17 protein-coding genes are annotated in these 22103 nt (G+C 71.1%); 11 read left to right on the top strand and 6 right to left on the bottom strand.

Annotated features, from left to right (window positions below):
• Nucleotides 1-68 precede the first annotated feature (68 nt).
• The 3 genes from AC5P1C_RS23905 to AC5P1C_RS23895 form a co-directional block, all read right to left on the bottom strand.
• Nucleotides 69-389, bottom strand: a complete 321-nt coding sequence (locus AC5P1C_RS23905) for a heavy-metal-associated domain-containing protein (RefSeq protein WP_493867951.1) — start codon at nucleotides 387-389, stop codon at nucleotides 69-71.
• Nucleotides 390-521: 132 nt separating this feature from the next.
• Entirely contained in the window at nucleotides 522-719 is a 198-nt protein-coding gene (locus tag AC5P1C_RS23900) for a MarR family transcriptional regulator (RefSeq protein ID WP_493867950.1), read from the bottom strand.
• A 371-nt stretch (nucleotides 720-1090) separates the two neighbouring features.
• Nucleotides 1091-1990, bottom strand: a complete 900-nt coding sequence (locus AC5P1C_RS23895) for a sugar phosphate isomerase/epimerase family protein (protein WP_493867949.1) — start codon at nucleotides 1988-1990, stop codon at nucleotides 1091-1093.
• A 135-nt stretch (nucleotides 1991-2125) separates the two neighbouring features.
• Here AC5P1C_RS23895 and iolC point away from each other — a divergent pair, with 135 nt between their 5' ends.
• From iolC to AC5P1C_RS23855, 8 genes are all read left to right on the top strand, one after another.
• Nucleotides 2126-3106 carry a 5-dehydro-2-deoxygluconokinase gene (gene iolC / locus AC5P1C_RS23890; protein WP_493867948.1) on the top strand — a complete coding sequence of 327 codons (981 nt, stop codon included), beginning with the start codon at nucleotides 2126-2128 and terminating at the stop codon, nucleotides 3104-3106.
• Complete coding sequence (locus AC5P1C_RS23885; protein ID WP_493867947.1) at nucleotides 3099-3980, top strand: Cgl0159 family (beta/alpha)8-fold protein; 882 nt, start codon at nucleotides 3099-3101, stop codon at nucleotides 3978-3980. The genes iolC and AC5P1C_RS23885 overlap by 8 nt, the downstream gene beginning before the upstream one ends.
• Nucleotides 3981-3989: 9 nt before the next feature.
• Nucleotides 3990-4805 carry a 5-deoxy-glucuronate isomerase gene (iolB, locus tag AC5P1C_RS23880; protein WP_493867946.1) on the top strand — a complete coding sequence of 272 codons (816 nt, stop codon included), beginning with the start codon at nucleotides 3990-3992 and terminating at the stop codon, nucleotides 4803-4805.
• Nucleotides 4806-4841: 36 nt separating this feature from the next.
• The gene (gene iolD, locus AC5P1C_RS23875) at nucleotides 4842-6749 is read left to right on the top strand and encodes a 3D-(3,5/4)-trihydroxycyclohexane-1,2-dione acylhydrolase (decyclizing) (RefSeq protein WP_493867945.1); all 1908 of its coding nucleotides are present in this window, start codon (nucleotides 4842-4844) and stop codon (nucleotides 6747-6749) included.
• A 35-nt stretch (nucleotides 6750-6784) separates the two neighbouring features.
• Nucleotides 6785-8287, top strand: coding sequence for a CoA-acylating methylmalonate-semialdehyde dehydrogenase (gene mmsA, locus AC5P1C_RS23870; RefSeq protein WP_493867944.1), 1503 nt, complete (start codon nucleotides 6785-6787; stop codon nucleotides 8285-8287).
• A 125-nt stretch (nucleotides 8288-8412) separates the two neighbouring features.
• Nucleotides 8413-11067 (top strand): alpha/beta fold hydrolase, encoded by a 2655-nt coding sequence (locus AC5P1C_RS23865; RefSeq protein WP_493867943.1) that lies wholly within the window; start codon nucleotides 8413-8415, stop codon nucleotides 11065-11067.
• On the top strand, nucleotides 11064-11939 hold the full coding sequence (locus tag AC5P1C_RS23860) for an ABC transporter permease (protein ID WP_493867942.1): 876 nt from the start codon (nucleotides 11064-11066) through the stop codon (nucleotides 11937-11939). Before AC5P1C_RS23865 ends, AC5P1C_RS23860 begins: the two co-directional genes overlap by 4 nt.
• A 132-nt stretch (nucleotides 11940-12071) precedes the next feature.
• A complete protein-coding gene (locus tag AC5P1C_RS23855; protein WP_493867941.1) occupies nucleotides 12072-13769 on the top strand; it encodes a vWA domain-containing protein in 1698 nt (565 codons plus the stop codon).
• Here AC5P1C_RS23855 and AC5P1C_RS23850 read toward each other — a convergent pair.
• From AC5P1C_RS23850 to AC5P1C_RS23840, 3 genes are all read right to left on the bottom strand, one after another.
• Entirely contained in the window at nucleotides 13766-15460 is a 1695-nt protein-coding gene (locus tag AC5P1C_RS23850; RefSeq protein ID WP_493867940.1) for an arabinofuranosyltransferase AftB family protein, read from the bottom strand. The two genes, AC5P1C_RS23855 and AC5P1C_RS23850, sit on opposite strands and share 4 nt — an antisense overlap.
• Before the next feature lie 79 nt (nucleotides 15461-15539).
• Nucleotides 15540-16763: an acyl-CoA dehydrogenase family protein gene (locus AC5P1C_RS23845; protein WP_493867939.1), complete on the bottom strand. Its 1224-nt coding sequence runs from the start codon at nucleotides 16761-16763 to the stop codon at nucleotides 15540-15542.
• Between the two features lie 46 nt (nucleotides 16764-16809).
• Nucleotides 16810-17280 carry an SCP2 sterol-binding domain-containing protein gene (locus AC5P1C_RS23840; protein WP_493867938.1) on the bottom strand — a complete coding sequence of 157 codons (471 nt, stop codon included), beginning with the start codon at nucleotides 17278-17280 and terminating at the stop codon, nucleotides 16810-16812.
• 108 nt (nucleotides 17281-17388) lie between these two features.
• Between AC5P1C_RS23840 and AC5P1C_RS23835 the strand changes: the two genes are divergently transcribed.
• From AC5P1C_RS23835 to AC5P1C_RS23825, 3 genes are all read left to right on the top strand, one after another.
• A complete protein-coding gene (locus AC5P1C_RS23835) occupies nucleotides 17389-18027 on the top strand; it encodes a TetR/AcrR family transcriptional regulator (RefSeq protein ID WP_493867937.1) in 639 nt (212 codons plus the stop codon).
• Nucleotides 18028-18250: 223 nt separating this feature from the next.
• Nucleotides 18251-20203, top strand: coding sequence for an AMP-dependent synthetase/ligase (locus tag AC5P1C_RS23830; protein ID WP_493867936.1), 1953 nt, complete (start codon nucleotides 18251-18253; stop codon nucleotides 20201-20203).
• Complete coding sequence (locus tag AC5P1C_RS23825) at nucleotides 20193-22097, top strand: GMC oxidoreductase (protein ID WP_493867935.1); 1905 nt, start codon at nucleotides 20193-20195, stop codon at nucleotides 22095-22097. The genes AC5P1C_RS23830 and AC5P1C_RS23825 overlap by 11 nt, the downstream gene beginning before the upstream one ends.
• The last annotated feature ends 6 nt before the right edge of the window (nucleotides 22098-22103 follow it).

Below are 22103 nucleotides of genomic sequence, written 5' to 3'. Positions count from 1 at the left end.
TCCGGTGTGAAGCGGCTGCGGGCCCTGTGACGGTGTCACAGGGCCCGGGGTACCCGGCAGGGGGAGGGTCAGGCCTTGCTGACACCGGCGAGTTCGTAGCCTGCCTCGTCGACCGCGGCGCGGACCGCGGCCTCGTCGAGCGGGGCCTCGGAGATCACCGTCACCTGACCGGTGGCGGCGACGGCCTTGACGGAGCTGACGCCGTCGATCTCCGAGATCTCGCTGGAGACCGCGCCCTCGCAGTGCCCACAGGTCATGCCGGTCACCTCGTACACGGTCGTCACGGCACCCTGCGACGCCTCGGCGGCGCCGTCGGAGTGGCAGGAACCGCTGGGGGAGCAGCAGGAGCCGGTGGTCTCGGCCTGCGGGAGCTCGGTCTGGGCGCTCATGTCGTTCTCCTCGGTGAGGGTGCGGCGTGTGTGCGTGTGTATGCGTCGTAATGTGCAGGAGAGGTCCCGGTGTTCCCGGGCGTCCCCTGACACTCACCACACTATACCCCTAGGGGGTACGCCTCAATGGGGTCAGTCCTTGCGCCCGCGGTTACGCGGCCTGGAGGCGACCCAGGTGCGGATGGTGTCCGCGTACCAGTAGGGCTTGCCCGACTCCACGTGGTCGGGATCGGGGAGCAGGCCGTGCTTGCGGTAGGAGCGCACGGTGTCGGGCTGCACCCGGATGTGTGCGGCGATCTCCTTGTACGACCAGAGCCTTCGGTCCGTCATCAGTGGCACCTCCCTGCGGGCGCCACAGGGGCGGCTCGGGGGGAGCCGACGGGGGAGCTGCGGCGCGACGCTGGCGATCACTCAGCCTGTGCCCGGTGAACGACGCGGAGTGAGCGCAGGGAGGCGGCTGTCGCCCGGCTGTGACGGAAGACCCGCGTAGGCGGGACATGTGTGACAGGAGGAGGTTGTTTGTGACGCTTGTGATGCATGCGGCGGCGCGGTGGCGCGGCGGGCGCACGACCGCACCGCGCGGCCGTCTCGCCCGGGTGCGCCCCGCCGCCGGCATCCGCCGCGCCCGCTGGAGCCGCCGGGCCGGGTTCGGCGTCGCGAGCGTGCCCTCTCAGCCGTCCGCCGGCCCGTCGTCCACCGGACTAGGCGCCGCAGGAGCGCAGGTACCGGCGCGTGCGGCGGGCGATGGGCAGGGGCTTGTCCGGCGGGCACGGGTACATGTCCTGCTCGACGATGGCGAACAGGTCGACGCCCAGCTTCTGGGCCGCGGCGAGGACCGGCTCGATGGGAGGCACCCCGGTCGGCGGCTCGCACATCACGCCGCGGGCCACGGCGGGTCCGAACGGCATTTCCTGGGCGCGGACTTCGGCGAGTACGGCCGGGTCCACCTGCTTGAGGTGCAGATAGCCGATGCGCTCGCCGTAGGTCTCGATCAGCTTGACGTTGTCGCCGCCGCAGTAGGCGTAGTGGCCCGTGTCCAGGCAGAGCGAGACGAGGTCTGGGTCGGTCGCGTCCAGGAAGCGGGTGACGTTCTCCTCGTCGTCGATGTGCGTGTCGGCATGAGGATGCACGACCACGCGCAGGCCGTAGCGTTCGCGGACCTCGTGGGCCAACCGCTCGGTCTGGAGCGTGAGCTGACGCCACTGCTCCGCGGTGAGTGTGCGGTCCTCCAGGACCTCGCCGGTCTTGTCGTCGCGCCAGAAGGACGGGATGACGACGAGGTGCTCGGCGCCCATCGCCTGCGCGAGCGCGGCGTTGTCGGCCACATGGGCCCACGTCTTGTCCCATACGGCGGGTCCGTGATGCAGGCCCGTGAAGACCGTTCCCGCCGACACCTTCAGGCCGCGCCTCTGGGTCTCGGCGGTCAGGACGGCCGGATCGCTCGGCAGATAGCCGTACGGACCGAGCTCGATCCACTCGTAGCCGGAGTCCGCCACCTCGTCGAGGAAGCGGCTCCAGGGGACCTGGCCCGGATCCTCGGGGAACCACACGCCCCACGAGTCGGGTGCCGAGCCGATCCGGATGCGTGACAGCGTCGTCATGTCCGCCAGCTTTCAGGGCGCCGCGGAACGGTGTCAAGGAGTAGTCCGAATGTAAGGACAATGTGTTGACAGGGTTCGTGGGGCGGAATAGACCTAGGGGAGGATTCACGGGGCGATGCCTAGGAGGAGTGCAGGGTGACCGATCCGAACGACGCCGGCGATCCGTACGACGTGATCACGATGGGCCGGATCGGGGTGGACCTTTATCCCCTGCAGGCCGGGGTGCCCCTCGCCGAGGTCAGCACGTTCGGCAAGTTCCTGGGCGGCTCGGCGTCGAACGTCGCCGTCGCCGCGTCCCGGCTCGGCCGCCGGGCGGCGGTCGTCACACGCACCGGCGAGGACCCCTTCGGGGAGTATCTGCACCGGGAGCTGAGGCAGTTCGGGGTCGACGACCGCTGGGTGAGCGGGGTGGCGGGGCTTCCGACCCCGGTGACCTTCTGCGAGATCTTCCCGCCGGACGACTTCCCGCTCTACTTCTACCGGCAGCCGAAGGCGCCCGACCTGGAGATGTATGAGGCGGAACTCGACCTCGGCGCGATCGCTTCCGCGCGGGTGTTCTGGATGACGGGTACGGGGCTCTGCGCGGAGCCCAGCCGGTCGACGACGCTCGCGGCGCTGCGGCGGCGGGCGAAGGCGGGGCTCACGGTCTTCGACCTCGACTGGCGGCCCATGTTCTGGGAACGGGCCGATGACGCGCGCGGCTGCTACGCCCAGGCGCTGGCTCACGCCACCGTCGCGGTGGGCAACCTCGACGAGGTCGAGATCGCCACGGGGGTGCGTGAACCGGAGGCCGCCGCACGCGCGTTGCTGGACTCCGGGGTCGAACTCGCCGTCGTCAAGCAGGGGCCCAAGGGAGTTCTCGCCATGAACAGCGAGGGCGAGCGCGCGGAGGTGCCGCCGCTGCCCGTGACGGTGCTCAACGGCCTCGGTGCCGGGGACGCGTTCGGGGGTGCGCTGTGCCACGGGCTGCTCGCCGGCTGGGATCTCGAGCGGATCATGCGGTACGCGAACGCGGCGGGGGCGATCGTCGCGTCGCGCCTCGAATGTTCGTCCGCGATGCCGTTCCCCGCCGAGGTCGAGGCGGCGCTGGCCGCGGGAGCCGTGACACATGATTGACGTCGCCGAACTCGCAAGGACCCGGGCCCGGCACCCCGAAGCCATCGCCGAAGCCGCCGTCCGGCGCCCCCGGCGCCCGCTCCTCGGTGACAGCGGGCGGCTGATGATCATCGCTGCCGACCACCCGGCCCGCGGCGCGCTCGCCGTCGGCGGGGACAAGCTGGCCATGGCCAACCGCGGGGACCTCCTGGAGCGGCTCTGCCTCGCGCTCTCGCGCCCCCGCGTGGACGGCGTGCTCGCCACCGCCGACATCCTGGAGGACCTCCTCCTGCTCGGCGCCCTCGACGGCAAGATCGTCATGGGGTCGATGAACCGGGGCGGGCTCGCGGGCGCCTCGTTCGAGCTGGACGACCGGTTCACGGGCTACCGGGCCGAGGACATCGACCGGCTCGGGTTCGACGCCGGGAAGCTCCTGTTGCGCGTCGACCACGAAGACCCCGGCTCCCTGGCCACCCTGTACTCCAGCGCCCGTGCCGTCGACGCCATGGCCGCCCGGAAGCTGCCCGTCTTCGTCGAGCCGTTCCTCTGCCGCCGCGCCCCCGAGGGCGGTCCGCCGCGCAACGACCTGAGCGCCGGGGCCGTCACCACCTCCATCGCCATCGCGTCGGGGCTCGCCGGGACATCGGCGTACACCTGGTTGAAGGTGCCCGTGACCGAGAACCCGGACGACATGGCGCGCGTCATGGAGACCTCGACCCTGCCCGCCGTCCTCCTGGGGGGCGACCTCGGCGACGACAGCGACGCCGCGTACGAGAAGTGGCGCGGCGCGCTGCAACTGCCCACCGTGCACGGGCTCGTCGCGGGGCGCACGCTGCTGTACCCGGCCGACGGCGACGTGGCGGGCGCCGTCGACACCGCCGTCGGACTGCTGTAGGAGGGCCACATGACGTACGTACCGAAGGGCAGTGCGGCCGAGGGGCCGTACGCACTCGAACTCGATCCCAAGCGGTCCGGCCTGGTCTATTCCGCGCTGCGCGTGGTCGACATCGAACCCGGCGCCACGCACTCCTTCGCCACCGGGGAGAGTGAATGGATCGTGCTCCCGCTGACCGGCGGCTGTACGGTGCACGCGGAAGACGAGATCATCGAACTGCTGGGCCGTCGATGCGTGTTCAGCGGAGTGAGCGACTTCGCCTACGTGCCCCGTGACGCCCACATCCAGATCGCCTCCGGCGCGGGAGGCCGCTTCGCCCTGGCAGGAGCGAAGTGCGAGCGTCGACTCCCCGCCCGCTACGGCTCCGCGCCGGAGGTTTCCGTCGAGCGGCGTGGCAGCGGCAACTGCGCCCGCGAGGTCCGCAACTTCGCGTCCGCCGACGCCTTCGACTGCGACCGCCTCATCGCCGTCGAGGTGATCACGCCCGGTGGCAACTGGTCCTCGTACCCCCCGCACAAGCACGACGAGCACCGCCCCGGCGTCGAGGCCGAACTCGAAGAGATCTACTACTTCGAGATCGAGGCCGCGCAGGGAGGGCAGGAGGGCTTCGGATACCAGAGGGTCTTCCCCTCCCGGCCCGGCGGCACCGATGTCCTCGCCGAGGTCCGGACGGGCGACGCCGTGCTCGTTCCCGACGGCTGGCACGGCCCGTCGATCGCCCAGCCGGGGCACAGCATGTACTACCTGAACGTGATGGCCGGTCCCGGCGACGAGCGGGAGTGGCGGATCTGCTTCCACCCCGATCACACGGAGGGATACCGATGACGGCGGAGGGATACCGATGACAGTGGAGGGAATTCGATGACCTCGATCAGGCTGACCACCGCGCAGGCCCTCGTCCGCTTCCTGTCCCGGCAGTTCACCGAGCGCGACGGCGAGCGGCAGCGGCTCATCGGCGCCACGTGGGGCATCTTCGGGCACGGAAACGTGGCGGGCATCGGCCAGGCGCTCGTCGAGTACGGCACTGTGTCTTCTGGGGGGACACCCCCCAGCCCTCCCGTGATGCCCTTCCACCAGGGCCGCAACGAACAGGCGATGGTGCACGCGGCCGTCGGGTACGCCCGGCAGTCGGGCCGCCTGTCCACGCACGCCGTCACGACCTCCATCGGCCCCGGCGCGACCAACCTCGTGACCGGCGCCGCACTCGCGACCATCAACCACCTGCCCGTCCTGCTCCTGCCCGGCGACATCTTCGCGACCCGGCCCGCCGACCCCGTGCTCCAACAGCTCGAAGTCCCGTACGCGGGCGACGTATCGGTGAACGACTGCCTGCGCCCGGTGTCGAAGTACTTCGACCGGATCACCCGCCCCGAGGCCCTGATCCCGGCCGCGCTCGCCGCGATGCGGGTCCTCACCGACCCGGCGGACACCGGCGCCGTCACCCTCGCGCTGCCGCAGGACGTACAGGCGGAAGCCTTCGACTGGCCGGAGGAGTTCTTCGCGGAGAGGGTGTGGGGCGTACGCCGTCAGGCACCCGATCCGCGTGAACTGGCCGCCGCCGCAAGGACCGTGCGCGAGGCGCGGCGCCCGCTGATCGTGGCGGGCGGCGGAGTCCACCACAGCGCGGCCGAGGACGCGCTGCGGGACCTCGCGGACGCGACCGGCATCCCCGTCGCCTCCACCCAGGCCGGCAAGGGTTCCCTGCGGTTCGACCACCCGGCGGACGTCGGCGGCATCGGGCACACGGGCACGGCCACGGCCGACGAACTCGCCTGCACAGCCGACCTGGTGATCGGCGTCGGGACCCGCTACAGCGACTTCACCACCGCCTCCGGCACGCTCTTCGCCGAGCCCGGGGTCCGCTTCCTGAACCTGAACATCACCGCGTTCGACGGCCACAAGATGGCGGGCGCGCCCCTGATCGCGGACGCGCGCGCGGGCCTGGAGGCACTGACCGGCGCCCTTGAGGGGTGGCGTGTGCCGCCCGCGTACGTCGCCGAGTACACGGAGGACAAGGTCCGTTGGGAACAGCGCGTCGACGCGGCGTACGCGGCCGACGAACCCGACCTGCGGCCCACACAGCTCCAAGTCCTCGGCCTGCTCGATGAGTTGGTGGCCGACGAGGATGTGATCATCAACGCGGCGGGGTCTCTGCCCGGAGATCTCCACAAGCTGTGGAGGGCACGCTCGCCCCGGCAGTACCACGTCGAGTACGGCTACTCCTGCATGGGATACGAGATCCCCGCGTCCATCGGCGTCGCGATGGCGGCGCCCGACCGCCCCGTCTGGGCGCTGGTGGGCGACGGGACGTATCTGATGATGCCCACCGAGATCGTCACGGCCGTCCAGGAGAACATCCCGATCAAGGTCGTGATCCTGCAGAACCACGGGTACGCCTCCATCGGCGGGCTCTCCGAGTCCGTGGGCGGCGAGCGGTTCGGCACCGCCTACCGCTTCCGGGCGCCCGACGGCACGTACACGGGCGCACCGCTGCCCGTGGATCTCGCGGCCAACGCCGCCTCGCTCGGGATGCGGGTCATCCGCGCCAAAACAGTGGCTGACCTGCGCGATGCCCTCGCCGAAGCGCGGGCGGCAGACCGTCCCACATGTGTCTACGTGGAGACGGAAACGGCAGACACAGTGTCGCCCCCGCCCCCGGCGCAGGCGTGGTGGGATGTGCCCGTGGCCGAGACCGCGGACCGACCGTCCGCGATCAAGGCCAGGAAAGAGTACGACCGGCACGTCTCAGCCCGACGCCGCCACCTGTGAGAGTGCCGCCACCTGTGAGAGTAGGGATGCTTGTCATGACGAAGACCGTCAATCACTGGATCGGTGGGAAGACCGTCGAGGGTGCGTCGGGGACGTACGGTCCGGTGACCGACCCGGCGACCGGCGCCGTCACCACGCAGGTCGCCTTCGCATCCGTGGACGAGGTCGACGCCGCCGTCGCCGCCGCGCGCGAGGCGTACGCCACGTGGGGCAAGTCGTCCCTGGCCAAGCGCACCTCGGTGCTCTTCGCCTTCCGCGCGCTGCTCGACGCCAACCGTGACGCGATCGCCGAGCTGATCACCGCCGAGCACGGCAAGGTGCACTCGGACGCGCTGGGCGAGGTCGCCCGTGGCCTGGAGATCGTGGACCTCGCGTGCGGGATCACGGTCCAGCTCAAGGGCGAGCTGTCGACCGAGGTCGCCTCGCGCGTCGACGTCTCCTCTATCCGCCAGCCGCTCGGCGTCGTCGCGGGCATCACGCCGTTCAACTTCCCGGCCATGGTGCCGATGTGGATGTTCCCGCTCGCCATCGCGTGCGGCAACACGTTCGTCCTGAAGCCTTCGGAGAAGGACCCGTCGGCCGCGATGAAGATCGCGGAGCTGCTCTCGGAAGCGGGGCTTCCGGACGGCGTCTTCAACGTCGTGCACGGCGACAAGGTGGCCGTCGACCGCCTCCTTGAGCACCCGGACGTGGCGGCCGTCTCCTTCGTCGGCTCCACGCCGATCGCCCGCTACATCCACACCACCGCGACCGCCAACGGCAAGCGCGTCCAGGCGCTCGGCGGCGCCAAGAACCACATGCTGGTCCTGCCGGACGCGGACCTCGACGCGGCGGCCGACGCGGCCGTCTCGGCGGCGTACGGCTCGGCGGGCGAGCGCTGCATGGCGATCTCGGCCGTGGTCGCGGTCGGGTCGATCGGTGACGAGCTCGTCGCGAAGATCAAGGAGCGGGCCGAGAAGATCAAGATCGGCCCCGGCAACGACCCGACGTCGGAGATGGGCCCGCTGATCACCGCGGCGCACCGCGACAAGGTCGCCTCGTACGTCACCGGCGCCGCGGCCGAGGGCTGCGAGGTCGTCCTCGACGGCACCGGCCACACGGTCGACGGCTTCGAGGACGGCCACTGGATCGGGCTCTCGCTCCTTGACCGCGTGCCGGTGACGGCCGACGCGTACAAGGACGAGATCTTCGGCCCCGTGCTCTGCGTCCTGCGGGTCGACACGTACGAGGAGGGCGTGGCGCTGATGAACGCCTCGCCGTTCGGCAACGGCACCGCGATCTTCACGCGCGACGGCGGCGCCGCGCGGCGCTTCCAGCTGGAGATCGAGGCCGGAATGGTGGGCGTGAACGTCCCGATTCCGGTGCCGGTCGGCTACCACTCCTTCGGTGGCTGGAAGGACTCCCTCTTCGGGGATCACCACATCTACGGAAATGACGGGACGCATTTCTACACCCGCGGCAAGGTCGTCACCACCCGCTGGCCGGACCCGTCGGACGCGCCGGAGGGCGTGGACCTCGGTTTCCCGCGCAATCACTGACGGCGCACAGGGGCCCGCGTACCGCGACGGCGGTACGCGGGCCCTTTTGTCTACTCCCCAGGTAGTCAACCGGGTTCAACCCACCGGCTGCCTCGGTTGTCGGACCCCGCCCGTACCGTTGACGCATGGATCTACGACTGCCCAAGCTGCCCAAGCGCAGACTGCTCGCCGTGGTGGCCGCCGTCGCGCTGCTCGCGGGCGGGGGTACCTGGACGGCGGTGGCCTCGGACGACGGGCCCGCCGTGCACCGCGAGGACCGCATGATGCGGATGACGGGCGCGGGCGGCGCGAAGATCGACACTTCGTACTTCACCGCGGGTGACCCGGCCGAGAAGCGCCCCGCGGTTCTCATCGGCCACGGCTTCGGCGGCAGCAAGGACGACCTGCGCGCCCAGGCGGAAGGCCTGGCAGAGAAGGGGTACGCGGTCCTGACCTGGTCCGCCCGCGGCTTCGGCAAGTCCACGGGCAAGATCGGGCTCAATGATCCGAAGGGCGAGGTCGCCGACGCCACCCACCTCATCGACTGGCTGGCGAAGCGGCCCGAGGTGCAGCTCGACAAGAAGGGCGACCCGCGCGTGGGCATGACCGGCGCCTCGTACGGAGGCGCGGTCTCCCTCCTCGCCGCCGGGTACGACGACCGGGTGGACGCCATCGCCCCCCAGATCACGTACTGGAACCTCAGCGACGCCCTCTTCCCCGACGGGGTGTTCAAGAAGCTCTGGGCCGGTCTTTTCATCAACACCGGCGGCGGCTGCGAGCGCTTCGAGCAGCGGCTCTGTGAGATGTACAACCGCGTCGCGGTGAACGGAAAGCCGGACGCCGAGGCCCGCGAGCTCCTCGCCGGGCGCAGCCCGCAGGCCGTCGGCGACCGCATCGACGTGCCCGCCCTGATCGTGCAGGGCCAGAGCGACTCCCTCTTCCCGCTGGGCCAGGCCGACGCGACGGCCAAGGCGATCCGCGCCAACCACGCGCCCGTGTCGGTCGACTGGATCTCGGGCGGCCATGACGGCGGCGACCGTGAGATCGGGCGCGTGAACGCCCGTATCGGGTCGTGGTTCGACCGCTACTTGAAGGACGACGAGGGCGCGGACACCGGCCCCGCGTTCCGCGTGACGCGCACAGGCGGCGTCGACTCCACCGACGGCGCCGCACAGCTGCGGGGCGCCAGCGGCGACACGTACCCCGGCCTGGAGAACGGGCAGCGGGACATCGCCCTCAGCGGCCGCGAGCCACAGCGCTTCGAGAACCCCGCGGGCGCCGCGCCGCCCGCCATCTCCGCGCTCCCGGGTGCGGGCGGCGGCGGGCTCAACCAGCTGTCCTCGCTGGGCGTCGGCGTCTCCCTCGACTTCCCCGGCCAGCACGCCGCGTTCCAGTCGGCGCCGATCAAGGACGACCTGCGGGTCACCGGATCGCCGAAGGTGCGGGTGCACGTCAAGTCCGACAGCGAGGACGCCGTGCTCTTCGCGAAGGTGTACGACGTGGGGCCGGGCGGCACGCAGAAGGTGCTGCCCTCGCAGCTGGTCTCGCCGGTACGGGTGGAGGGTGCCAAGGCGGGCAAGGACGTCACCCTCACCCTGCCCGCCGTCGACCACGACCTGCAGAAGGGCCACCGGCTCCGCCTCGTCCTCGCCTCGACGGACCTGGGCTATGCCTCTCCGACGCAGCCCGCCACGTACACGGTGTCCCTGAAGAGCGACCTGTCGGTGCCCACGGCGCCCGGCGTGAAGACGGCGGCGGCTCCGCTGCCCGCCTGGGTGTGGTGGCTCCCCGCGTCCGGAGCGGTGATCGCGGCGCTCCTGCTGCTCACCGCGCGGCGGCGGACGACGGCGCCGGCGCCGGACCCGGCCTTCGCGGAAGTACCGCTGAAGATCACGGACTTGAGCAAGCGGTACGCGAAGTCGACGGACCGTTACGCGGTCCGTGACGTCTCCTTCAGCGTCGAGAAGGGGCAGGTGCTCGGCCTCCTGGGCCCGAACGGCGCCGGCAAGACGACGACGCTGCGCATGCTCATGGGGCTCATCCGGCCCGACGCGGGCGAGATCCGTGTCTTCGGGCAGGCGATCCGGCCGGGCGCTCCGGTCCTCTCCCGGGTCGGCGCGTTCGTCGAGGGCGCGGGCTTCCTGCCGCACCTCTCCGGGCGCGAGAACCTGGAGCTGTACTGGAAGGCCACCGGCCGCCCCGCCGGAGACGCCCGCATGGACGAGGCGTTGGAGATCGCCGGGCTCGGCGACGCTCTCGCCCGCGCGGTGCGGACGTACTCGCAGGGCATGCGGCAGCGGCTCGCGATCGCCCAGGCCATGCTCGGCATGCCGGACCTGCTGATCCTCGACGAACCGACGAACGGCCTCGACCCGCCACAGATCCGCGAGATGCGCGAGGTCATGATCCGGTACGCGGAGGGCGGCCGTACGGTCATCGTCTCCAGCCACCTCCTCGCCGAGGTCGAGCAGTCCTGCACCCACCTGGTGGTCATGGACCGCGGCCGGCTGATCCAGGCGGGCCCGGTCTCCGAGATCGTCGGTTCGGGCGACACGCTCCTGGTGGGCCTCGCGGCGGACATCGCCGACCCGATGGTCGACAAGGTGGCCGCGCTGCCCGGCGTCGCGTCGGCTGCCCGCGCGGACGGCGGCCTCCTCGTACGGCTCGACGGCACGGAGGCGGGCAGCGCCGCACGGCTCCTTCCCGAACTGGTGCGCCTGGAGCTGCCGGTGGAGTCCATGGGCCCGCACCGCCGCCTCGAAGACGCGTTCCTGACCCTGATCGACGGAGGCACCGCATGACCGCCACAGCCACGGAGCCGGGCACGGAACGCGCCACGGCTCCCGGATACCGCCCCGGCCGCACGCTGCCGCTGCGGGTCGAGGCGGTCCGCCAGCTGAAGCGGCGCCGGACCCTGGTCATGGGCGGGGTGATGGGCCTGCTGCCCTTCGTCCTCGTCCTCGCGTTCACCATCGCCGGTTCGCCGGAGGGCCGCAGCGGCCGGGTGACGCTGATGGACACGGCCACGGCGTCCGGGGCGAACTTCGCGGCGACGTGTCTGTTCGTGTCGGCGGGCTTCCTCCTGGTCATCCCCGTCGCGCTGTTCTGCGGGGACACGGTCGCATCGGAGGCGAGCTGGTCGTCACTGCGCTACTTGCTGGCGGCACCGGTGCCACGGGCTCGCTTGCTGTGGTCGAAACTGACGGTCGCACTGGGCCTCAGCGCGGCGGCGATGATCCTGCTCCCCTTGATCGCGCTGGCGGTAGGTACGGCGGTGTACGGCTGGGGACCACTGCAGATCCCGACCGGCGGCGCGCTGCCCGCCGGGACGGCGGCCCAGCGCCTGGTGATCGTCGTGGCGTACATCTTCGTCTCCCAACTGGTCACGGCCGCGCTGGCGTTCTGGCTCTCGACGAAGACGGACGCGCCTCTGGGCGCGGTAGGCGGCGCGGTGGGCCTGACGATCGTCGGCAACGTCCTGGACGCGGTGACGGCCCTGGGCAGCTGGCGCGACTTCCTGCCGGCGCACTGGCAGTTCGCCTGGGCGGACGCGATCCAGCCACGCCCCGAGTGGGGCGGGATGATCCAGGGGTCCGCTGTGTCGGTGACGTACGCGCTGGTGCTGTTCGCGCTGGCGTTCCGGGGGTTCGCGCGGAAGGACGTGGTGTCGTAGGGCCGGTCGCGGCGCCCCTTTCGTAACCCCCGCTGTTCCCTCATCGAGACTCTTCCGCAACGTCCCCGAGCGATCGTCCGAGGCACCCCGCGCGTCACAGTCATGAAGACGGACGACCCGAGGGGGACAAAGATGGGGACCCGGAAGATACGGCAGGGACTGCTGGCCGTGGTCATGGCGGGCGGGATGCTGCTCACCGGATGCAGTGGTGGCGGCAGCGACAACGTGGACCGCGCCACCGACAGCAGCGGCAAGGAACGAGGCGGCACCGCACCGCTGCCCGCACCGGGCCCCGCCTCGCCGGGCAGCGGTGACGCCGCCACTCCCGGCGAGCAACAGGACGGCAAGGAACGCGACTTCGCCCCGCCTCCCGACTACCTCTCCACTTTCGCCCTGGACGTCGACACCGCCTCCTACGGCTTCGCCCGCCGCACCCTGGGCGCGGGGAGCCTCCCAGACCCGGCGACCGTACGCCCCGAAGAGTTCGTCAACAGCTTCCGCCAGGACTACCCGCGCCCCGAGGGCGACGGCTTCTCCGTGAACGTGGACGGCGCCCGCACCGACGAGGACGGTTGGTCCCTGATGCGGGTGGGGCTCGCGACCCGCGGGGAAGGCTCGGAGGCCGAACGCCCGCCCGCCGCCCTCACCTTCGTGATCGACGTCTCCGGTTCGATGGCGGAGCCCGGCCGCCTCGACCTGGTGAAGGAATCCCTCGGGATCATGACCGACCAGCTCCGCGACGACGACTCCATCGCGCTCGTCACCTTCAGCGACAGCGCGGAGACGGTGCTGCCCATGACCCGCCTCGGTGACCACCGGAGCAAGGTGCACTCGGCCGTCGACGCGATGGAGCCGACCCAGTCCACCAACCTCGAAGCGGGCATCCGCACGGGGTACGACACCGCGGTGGGCGGCCGTCGCGACGGCGCCACCAACCGCGTCGTGCTCCTCTCCGACGCTCTCGCCAACACCGGCGAGACCAGCGCCGACGGCATCCTGGAGCGCATCTCCGACGCCCGCCGTGAACACGGCATCACCCTCTTCGGGGTGGGCGTCGGCAGCGACTACGGGGACGCGCTCATGGAGCGCCTCGCCGACAAGGGCGACGGCCACACCACGTACGTGTCGGACAGCGAGGAAGCCAGGAAGGTCTTCTGCGAGCAGCTCCCGGCAAACATCGAGCTGCGCGCCCGCGAAGCGAAGGCGCAGGTCGCCTTCGACCCGCAGACCGTCAAACAGTTCCGGCTCATCGGCTACGACAACCGCCAGGTCGCCGACGACGACTTCCGCGACGACAGCGTGGACGGCGGCGAGGTCGGGCCCGGACACACCGTGACCGCGCTGTATGCCGTACGGATGAGGCCCGGCGCGAGCGGGCACGTGGCGACGGCCAACGTCCGCTGGCTCGACCCCGACAGCCGCGCCCCGCACGAGGAGTCGAACCAGATCGAGTCGGGTGACCTGGAGGGCAGGCTGTGGGACGCCGATCGCGGACTGCGGACCGCCGCGGTCGCCGCGTACTTCGCGGACGCGCTGCGACACGGGACGTCCGCGCGGAGCGAGCCCGGCGACCCCGCCGTGCGGCCCAGCGGCGGAACGTCGACGACCGGCCCCGAACCGATGTCCACCTCCACCGGGTCTCCCACCTGGCAGCCCCTCCCCGGCGCACCCTCGCTGTCCGAACTGACGCGTAAAGCAGCGGAGTTGTCCTCGGACGGCGACGACAAGTCCCTGCGTGACCTCGCCACCGCCGTCCGCCAGGCCGACCGCCTCACCGGCGGCTACGGCGACGGCGGAGGCGGGGGAGAGGGCGAGGGCGAGATCCGCTAGCGGTTGCCGCAGAGCTGCCGCTCGGCCCGTACCGGGTCGTTGGGGAAGCGGAACGACGTCCGCTCCCACACCCCGGTGACATTGCGCAGGAAGCGCCCCGGCGTCATCGGATCCCGCGTCGCCGCCCGCAGCTCGGCCAGCGGCCCGCAGTCGAGCGCCCTGCGGGCCGCGGCGACACCCGCGGGGTCGAGGCCATCGGGGAGCGGGCCGCGGCCCCGGTCGGCGAAGATCCAGGTGTCGGGGAGCCGCTTGTCGTGGCCCACGCGGCCGTTGATCCGCTCGGAGTGGGCGGCCAGCGGGTAGGCCAGGCCGATCGGGTCGAGGGCGGCGCCGTCCAGGGGCACCACCGTGCCGCTGAAGCCGAGGGTCATGTAGACGCCGGTGACGCCGGGGGAGTTGGCGGTGGCGGGGGTCCTCGCGAGGAACAGGCTCGACGTGTCCGCGTGATCGGCGTCGCGTACGAGACGTGCGTAGGCGACGTTGCTCGGGTAGCCCGCGAAGTCGTGGTGGAGGGGGTGGGGGGCCGCGTTCTGCTGGACGTACACCCCGCGCTCGTCCGCGACACCGCCGGGCCCGATCCGCCCCTCGTACGGAATCCGCAGCCAGCTCGCGCAGGCGAGCGCCCAGATGCCGATGCCCACCGCCGCGATGGCCCACGCGCGCGTGAGGGGCACCAGGAAGACCGGCAGGAGCATGAGAAGCAGCCCCGGCAGGAACATCCGGCCGTGCATGAAGTCGCCGCCCACCTTGATGACGTAGGCCCAGCAGAGGAGCCCCGCGACGACGGGCGCCAGCGCGGGGACCAGGAACGTGGCGTCCCGCCGCGTCGTCATCGGTGGCAGCAACGCCGCGAGCAGGAACAGCGCGGGCACCCACAGCAGATAGGGCCCCGCGAAGTCCGCGAGGTAGTCGAAGCCGCGCCCCCACAGGCTCAGCGAGGCCTCCTTGGTCACGCCGGGCAGCGGCATCAGCTGCCCGTAGTACCCGACCCGGAAGATCTCGTACGCGACCGGCAGCGCGAGGGCGGCTCCGAGGCCGCCGAAGGCGGCGCGCCGCGAAGGACCCACCATCAGCCACTGCGCGCCGAGGAAGACGGCGGACACGAGCGCCAGGTCGGGCCGTACGAGGGGGCCGAGCCCGATGACCACGCACGTGGTGAGCGAGTGCGCCCGCGAGACGAGCAGCAGCCAGGCCCCGGCGATCCAGCAGGTGGCGAGGCCGGTCTCCAGACCGGAGGTGGCGAAGTCCCAGACGGGCGGCAGCGCGAGCAGGACGAGGCAGCCGAGGGGAAGAACTGCCTTGTCCGCGTAAAGGCGCAGCGCCCCGAGCGACGCGAGCGCGAACCCGGCCGCGGTCAGCAGCAGCCCGCCGTACATCGCGGCCCGCGCGATGTCGATGCCCGGCAGCCCCGCGAGCACGAGCAGCCACTGCCAGAGGGTGCCGGTGGAGGACTCGGCGCGCTCGCCCGCGTTGAAGACGGGGCCGTTGCCGGCCAGGATCTGGCGGACCGTGCGGACGTAGATGTGCCCGTCGTCGGACATCCAGCGGCGCTGGAACCCGGCGAACGCGATGACGCAGGCCGGCAGCAGACACAGGACGCCGCGCCGGAGACCGCGCGCGGCGTCGTGTCTGCTGTTGAGCAGCCCGAGGACGGCGTCGGGCTCGCGGAGGGAGAGTTGCGTCGACGTCATGATCTTTTCATCGGCGCAGGTCAGTCGTGGCTTGAGGGCGGTGTCTTCGGGGGGACCCCCGCGATGGGCTGAAGCCCCCTTATCGGATCTGCCGCCCCGAAATCGCCCGAGCGATCACCAGCCGCTGGATCTCGCTCGTCCCCTCGAAGATCGTGTAGATCTTCGCGTCCCGGTACATCCGCTCCACCGGATGCTCCCTGCTGTACCCCGCGCCCCCAAGGACCTGCACAGCCTTCTCGGTCGCCGAAACAGCCAGCTCACCGGCGCGCAGCTTGGACATCGAGCCCTGCCCCGCGTCGAACGCCTTGTCGTTGCGTGCCATCCACGACGCCTGCCAGATCAGCAGCCGCACCGCCTCGATCTCGGTCCGCAGATCGGCGAGCGCGAAGGCGATGGACTGGTTCTCGATGATGGGGCGGCCGAAGGCGACCCGGGAGCCCGCGTAGTCGAGCGCGTACTCGTACGCGGCCCGCGCGATGCCGAGCGCCTGCGCGCCCACCGTCGGCCTGCTCACCTCGAAGGTCGCCATGGCGGCCTGTCCGCGGCCCCCGGAACCGGCCTTCGTCCCCTCACGGGCACGGGCGAGCCGGGCGTCGAGCCGCTCCTTGCCGCCGAGCAGGCAGTGCCCCGGCACGCGTACGTCGTCCAGGAACACATCCGCGGTGTGCGAGGCCCGCAGACCCAACTTCTTTATCTTCTTGGCGCCTTCGAGGCCCCGCGTGCCGGGCGGCACGATGAACGCCGCCTGCCCGCGCGAGCCGAGGGCCGGATCGACGGACGCGACCACCACATGGACGTTCGCGATGCCGCCGTTCGTGATCCACGCCTTCTGGCCCGACAGGGTCCACTCGTCGCGGGCCGCGTCGTACGTCGCGCGCGTCCGCATCGCCGACACGTCCGAGCCCGCGTCGGGCTCGGAGACGCAGAACGCCGCGACCTTCGGCTCGGCCTCGTCGCCGAAGCACTGCGGTACCCACTCGGCGAGCTGGTCGGGCGTGCCTGCGGAGAAGATCCCGGCGACCGCGAGCGACGTGCCGAACAGGGCCATCCCGATGCCCGCGTCGCCCCAGAACAGCTCTTCGTTGGCGATCTGCAGCGAGAGGCCGCTGGGGTCGCCGAACAGGTCGGCGAGGGACTCGAACCCGTACAGGCCGATCTTCGCGGCCTCCTGGATGACGGGCCAGGGCGTCTCCTCGCGCTCGTCCCACTCGGCGGCTGCGGGCCGCACCACGTCGGCGGCGAAGCCGTGCACCCAGCCGCGCAGGTCCCGCTGTTCCTCGGTCAGTTCGAACGAGAAGGCCATGGTGTTGTCGTCCCCTTCCGGAACTCGGTGTGTCGGTCGGTGTCCGTCAGGCCTTCGGGATGTCGAAGTAGCGGGTCAGCCCCGCGGCGAACGCCACGTCGCCCGCGATCTTGAGCTTGCGCGTCATGAACATCGTCACGGGGCTGGAGTTGCCGGAGACCAGCTTGAGGAACTCGGCGTCGGCCATGACGAGCGTGACGCGCGGTTCGGCGTTCGAGCGGCCCTCGCGGACGGTGCAGGTGCCCTCCGAGATCTCCGTCTCGTAGACCGCCTCGTCGACGCCCGTGACCTTCCAGCGGATCAGGGCCTCGACGCTGCCCGCGGCCTCCGGCTTGAACTGCCGGCCCATCCGCCCGAACACCTCTTGCAGGACGCGGGCGCGCAGCCCGGCGTCCTGGGCGATCTCGGTGATCTCCTTGCCGGAAAGACCCTTCACGATCTTCGCGAACTCCTCGGGAGTCACGCTCGCGAAGTCGAGGCCGGCCAGGCCGTCGGCGCCGCCGATGCCGTCCGTCATGGCAATCTCCTTACTCAACAGTAAACTTACTAAGGGGTAAGGTAGCCCCGAGTCTGGGAGGCTGCAAGGGTGACGGTCAACGGGAGAACTGAGGGACGGCGTCGGCGCGTGCCGCGCCAGGAGCGCGAGCAGCAGATCATCGATGTGGCGGTGACGGTCTTCGCCAAGCGCGGCTATCACGCCGCGTCCGTGGACGAGATCGCCGAACTGGCCGGAATCTCGAAGCCGATGGTCTATCTCTATCTGGACTCCAAGGAGGGGCTCTTTCTCGCCTGCCTGCGGCGCGAGGCCGATCGCCTGGTCGCCGCCTTCCAGGGTGCGGCGCAGGCCGGAGGCGGTGCGCCCGAACTGCGCCTGCACGCGGGCCTCTCGGCGTTCTTCGCCTTCGTCGCCGAGCGTCGCGACAGCTGGGTCGTCCTGCACCGTCAGGCGTCGGAGCTGAGCGAGACGATCGCCGCCGCGGTGGCCGACGCGCGGCGGGCGGTGATGGCGCAGGTGGCGGGCCTGGTGAGGGACGGCATCTCGGAGAGCGGGGGCGGCTCCCGACTCGACGCGGAGGACGCGGACTTCGTCGCGTACGCGCTGGTCGGCGCCGCGGACTCGCTCACGGACTGGATGGCGGGCCACCCGGGGCAGTCGCCGGAGGGTGTCACGCTGCGGCTGATGAACATGGTGTGGGTGGGGATGGGGCGGGTGCTCGAGGGGGAGGTCTGGGTGCCGCGGGGCTCTCCCTCCTCGCAGGAGTGAGCGCTCTCCTCGCAGGAGCGAGTGCACTTGTCGCCGAAGCGAGTGCTCTTGTCGCCGGAGTGAGGGCCGCCCGCTGACTTCTTCGCTGCCGACCCCATTGAACTTTCCCTACGCTTGAGTAAGTTGACCTCCCAGTAAGTACGCACCGCAACACCTCTGCATGACCTCTGCACGACTGCATGACCTCTGCACGTCAGCTGGTAGCCGGGAGCCGGGAGCCGTCATGGGCGTACGCAAGGATCTGAAACGGGCGCAACGCCACAGCGAGTTGGCAGAGCGCGCCCCGGTGGAGCTCGTCCGGGACGAGCACGGCGTCGTGCGCGAGGCGCGCACGCCCCGGCTCGCGGCGAAGGCCACCGCGGGCAGCATCGCCGACATCCCCTTCACCAATGCCGCGGAGGCGCCCGACGCGGTCGTCCTGCGCCGCAAGCAGGGCGCCCAGTGGCGTCCGGTCACCGCGGCGGCCTTCGCACGCGAAGTCACCGCGGCGGCCAAGGGGTTGATCGCCGCCGGTCTCGAGCCGGGCGGCCGGGTCGCGCTCATGTCGCGTACGCGCTACGAGTGGGCCGTACTGGACTTCGCGATCTGGGCGGCGGGCGGGCAGACCGTGCCCGTGTACGCGACATCGGCGGCGGAACAGATCGAGTGGATCGTGCGGGACTCCGGCGCGACGCTGCTGATCGCGGAGACGGCGGAGAACGTCGCTACGGCCGAGACGGCGACGGGCAGCCTGGCCGAACCGCCGCGCGTCCTCTGCGTGGACGACGGGGCCATGGTGGAACTCGCCTCTCGGGGCGCGGAGTTGTCCGATGAGGAGGTGACCAAGCGGAGGTCCGCCCTCACCCCGGAATCCGTCGCCACGATCTGCTACACATCGGGCACGACCGGGAAGCCCAAGGGCTGCGTCCTCACCCACGGCAATCTGCACGCCGAGGCCGCGAACACCGTCGACCTGCTGCACCCGATCTTCAAGGAGATCACGGGCCAGGTCGCCTCCACACTGCTCTTCCTGCCGCTCGCCCACATCCTGGGCCGCACCATCCAGATCGCCTGCATGCTCGCCCGCATCGAACTCGGCCACTGCCCGAGCATCAAGCCGGACGAACTACGGCCCGAACTACGCTCGTTCAGGCCGACGTTCGTCGTCGGCGTCCCGTACCTCTTCGAGAAGATCCACGACACGGGGCGCGCGACCGCGGAGAAGATCGGGCGCGGGGCGTCCTTCGACCGGGCCGAAGGAATCGCGGTGCGGTTCGGGGATGCGTACCTGAACAAGTTCCTGGACGGGGGGAAGGCCAAGGGGAACGGCAAGGGCACGCGAGGGCCCGGCCCGTCCGTCGGCCTCTACCTCGGCTGGGCGCTGTACGAACTGCTGGTGTACCGCCGCATCCGCAAGGAGGTCGGCGGCAGGCTGCGGTACGCGATCAGCGGCGGCTCGCCCCTCGACCGGCGCCTCAACCTCTTCTTCTACGCCGCCGGGATCATCATCTACGAGGGGTACGGCCTGACGGAGACCACGGCCGCCGCGACCATCACGCCGCCGCTGAAGCCACGCCCCGGCACGGTGGGTCTCCCGGTGCCCGGCACCGCGGTGCGCATCGCGGACGACGGGGAGGTGCTCATCAAGGGCGGCATCGTCTTCGGCTCGTACTGGAACAACCCGGCGGCGACGGACGCGGTGCTGCGGGACGAGTGGTTCGCGACCGGTGATCTGGGCGCCCTCGACGCCGATGGCTATCTCACGATCACCGGGCGCAAGAAGGACATCATCGTCACGTCCGGGGGCAAGAACGTCTCCCCGGCGATCCTCGAGGACCGGCTGCGCAGCCGGGCGCCGGTCGGGCAGTGCATCGTCGTCGGCGACAACCGTTCGTACGTCGCCGCGCTCATCACGCTGGACCCGGAGGCCGTCGAGCACTGGCTCGCCGTACGCAAGCGCCCGAAGGACACCCCGCTCGCCGAACTGTGCCGGGACCCGAAGATGATCGCCGAGATCCAGAAGGCCGTGGACTACGCCAACACGGCGGTCTCGCGGGCGGAATCCATCCGCAAGTTCTCGTTGGTCGAGGGCGAGTTCACCGAGGACAACGGGCTGCTCACGCCCTCACTGAAGATCAAACGGCATGCGGTGGCGGCGGCGTACGCGGGCGAGATCGAGGCGCTCTATGGGGAGTGAGGCGGCAGAGGCTCCGCAGGAGGCGTACGACTTCGATGTGCTGGTGGTCGGCTCCGGCTTCGGAGGTTCGGTCGCCGCCCTGCGCCTGACGGAGAAGGGCTATCGGGTCGGCGTCCTGGAGGCCGGGCGCCGCTTCACCCGCGAGTCGCTGCCGCGGCACTCCTGGGACCTGCGGAACTACCTGTGGGCACCTGCCCTCGGTCTCTACGGCATCCAGCGCATCCATCTCCTGCGCAACGTCATGGTGTTGGCGGGCGCGGGGGTGGGCGGCGGCTCGCTGAACTACGCGAACACCCTCTACGTCCCGCCGCCCGCCTTCTTCCAGGACAAGCAGTGGGCGGGCATCACGGACTGGCAGGCGGAACTCGCCCCGTACTACGACCAGGCGCGGCGCATGCTCGGCGTACGCCAGAACCCGACCATCACGGAGGCCGACGAGCACCTGCGGGCGGCGGCGGACCGGATGGGCGTGGCGGACACCTTCCGGCTGACGCCTGTCGGGGTGTTCTTCGGCGACGGGGCGGACGCGGGTGGTTGTGGCGCGGCTGGGGGTGCGGGCGGTGGCGGTGGCGGTGCCGGTGGCGCCACCGGTTCCACTCCTTCAACGGCCGGAGAGGGCGCGGAAGTTCCCTCGCGCACGGAGGTTCCTTCGCGTACGCAGGTTCCTTCGCACGCGGAAGTTCCCGACCCGTACTTCGGCGGGGCGGGGCCCGCGAGGGCGGCCTGCACGGAGTGCGGGTCGTGCATGACGGGCTGCAAGGTCGGCGCCAAGAACACGCTCACCGAGAACTACCTGTACCTGGCGGAGCGGGCGGGTGCGGAGATCCGCGCGATGACGACGGTGGTGTCGGTGCGCGAGGTGGCCGGAGGCCACGAGGTGGTGACCGTCCCCACGGACAAGCGGCGCAAGGGCCGTATGGGCCGTACGGGTCGTATGGGTCGTAAGGGTGGCCGCACTGTCCTCCGTGCCCGCCATGTAGTCCTGGCGGCAGGGACGTACGGCACCCAGACCCTCCTGCACCGCATGAAGGACGAGGGCGCCCTGCCGCACCTCTCCGACCGGCTCGGCAGGCTCACACGCACCAACTCCGAGGCGCTGGTGGGCGCGGTGACGTTCCCGCGCCGCTACCGCAAGAAGCGCGGCGACGGCCGCCCCCTGGACTTCACCCGGGGCGTCGCCATCACGTCCTCCATCCACCCGAACCCCACCACCCACATCGAGAACGTCCGCTACGGCAAGGGCTCCAACCTGATGGCGCTGATCTGCGTTCCGCAGTACCGCCAGAACCTCCCCAAGCCCCTGGCCGCCGCGCTCGCCTTCCTCACCCACCCCTTGCTCGTGGCGCGCGTCGCGTCGACCCACCGCTGGTCGGAGCGCACGATCATCGGCCTCGTCATGCAGACCCACGACAACTCCCTCACCACCCGCCTGGGACGCCGCCGCCTGCTGACGGCGGAGCAGGGCCACGGTGCACCCAACCCGGTGCACATCGCGGAGGGCTGGGAGGCGGCAGGCCTGGTGGCCGACCGCATCAACGGCTTCCCCGGCACGAACCTGGGCGAGCTCCTCGACAAGCCTCTGACCGCACACTTCCTGGGCGGTTGCCCGATAGGCGATTCACCGGCCAAGGGAGTGATCGATCCGTACCACCGCCTCTACGGCCACCCGGGCATCTCCGTGGTGGACGGCTCCTCCGTCTCCGCGAACCTGGGCGTGAACCCGTCCCTCACGATCACGGCCCAGGCCGAGCGGGCGATGGCGCACTGGCCCAACAAGGGGGATCCGGACGGCCGCCCGGAGCAGGGCACGGGGTACGCGCGCATGCCGGCCGTCGCTCCGGGGGCGCCCGCGGTGCCGGAGGGGGCGTACGGGGAGCTGCGGCTACCGGAGTGACCCGTT

It is taken from the genome of Streptomyces sp. A18 (assembly GCF_059026065.1).
This window is presented reverse-complemented; position numbering and strand designations above follow the sequence as displayed.

What these genes read in the sequence shown, in the direction of transcription:
- AC5P1C_RS23850 (WP_493867940.1), bottom strand. Translation starts at nt 15,460, where the DNA reads ATGACGTCGACGCAACTCTCCCTCCGCGAGCCCGACGCCGTCCTCGGG.
- AC5P1C_RS23860 (WP_493867942.1), top strand. Translation starts at nt 11,064, where the DNA reads ATGACCGCCACAGCCACGGAGCCGGGCACGGAACGCGCCACGGCTCCC.
- AC5P1C_RS23885 (WP_493867947.1), top strand. Translation starts at nt 3,099, where the DNA reads ATGATTGACGTCGCCGAACTCGCAAGGACCCGGGCCCGGCACCCCGAA.
- AC5P1C_RS23845 (WP_493867939.1), bottom strand. Translation starts at nt 16,763, where the DNA reads ATGGCCTTCTCGTTCGAACTGACCGAGGAACAGCGGGACCTGCGCGGC.
- AC5P1C_RS23830 (WP_493867936.1), top strand. Translation starts at nt 18,251, where the DNA reads ATGGGCGTACGCAAGGATCTGAAACGGGCGCAACGCCACAGCGAGTTG.
- AC5P1C_RS23905 (WP_493867951.1), bottom strand. Translation starts at nt 389, where the DNA reads ATGAGCGCCCAGACCGAGCTCCCGCAGGCCGAGACCACCGGCTCCTGC.
- iolB (WP_493867946.1), top strand. Translation starts at nt 3,990, where the DNA reads ATGACGTACGTACCGAAGGGCAGTGCGGCCGAGGGGCCGTACGCACTC.
- AC5P1C_RS23825 (WP_493867935.1), top strand. Translation starts at nt 20,193, where the DNA reads ATGGGGAGTGAGGCGGCAGAGGCTCCGCAGGAGGCGTACGACTTCGAT.
- AC5P1C_RS23840 (WP_493867938.1), bottom strand. Translation starts at nt 17,280, where the DNA reads ATGACGGACGGCATCGGCGGCGCCGACGGCCTGGCCGGCCTCGACTTC.
- AC5P1C_RS23865 (WP_493867943.1), top strand. Translation starts at nt 8,413, where the DNA reads ATGGATCTACGACTGCCCAAGCTGCCCAAGCGCAGACTGCTCGCCGTG.
- mmsA (WP_493867944.1), top strand. Translation starts at nt 6,785, where the DNA reads ATGACGAAGACCGTCAATCACTGGATCGGTGGGAAGACCGTCGAGGGT.
- AC5P1C_RS23900 (WP_493867950.1), bottom strand. Translation starts at nt 719, where the DNA reads ATGACGGACCGAAGGCTCTGGTCGTACAAGGAGATCGCCGCACACATC.
- AC5P1C_RS23855 (WP_493867941.1), top strand. Translation starts at nt 12,072, where the DNA reads ATGGGGACCCGGAAGATACGGCAGGGACTGCTGGCCGTGGTCATGGCG.
- iolD (WP_493867945.1), top strand. Translation starts at nt 4,842, where the DNA reads ATGACCTCGATCAGGCTGACCACCGCGCAGGCCCTCGTCCGCTTCCTG.
- AC5P1C_RS23895 (WP_493867949.1), bottom strand. Translation starts at nt 1,990, where the DNA reads ATGACGACGCTGTCACGCATCCGGATCGGCTCGGCACCCGACTCGTGG.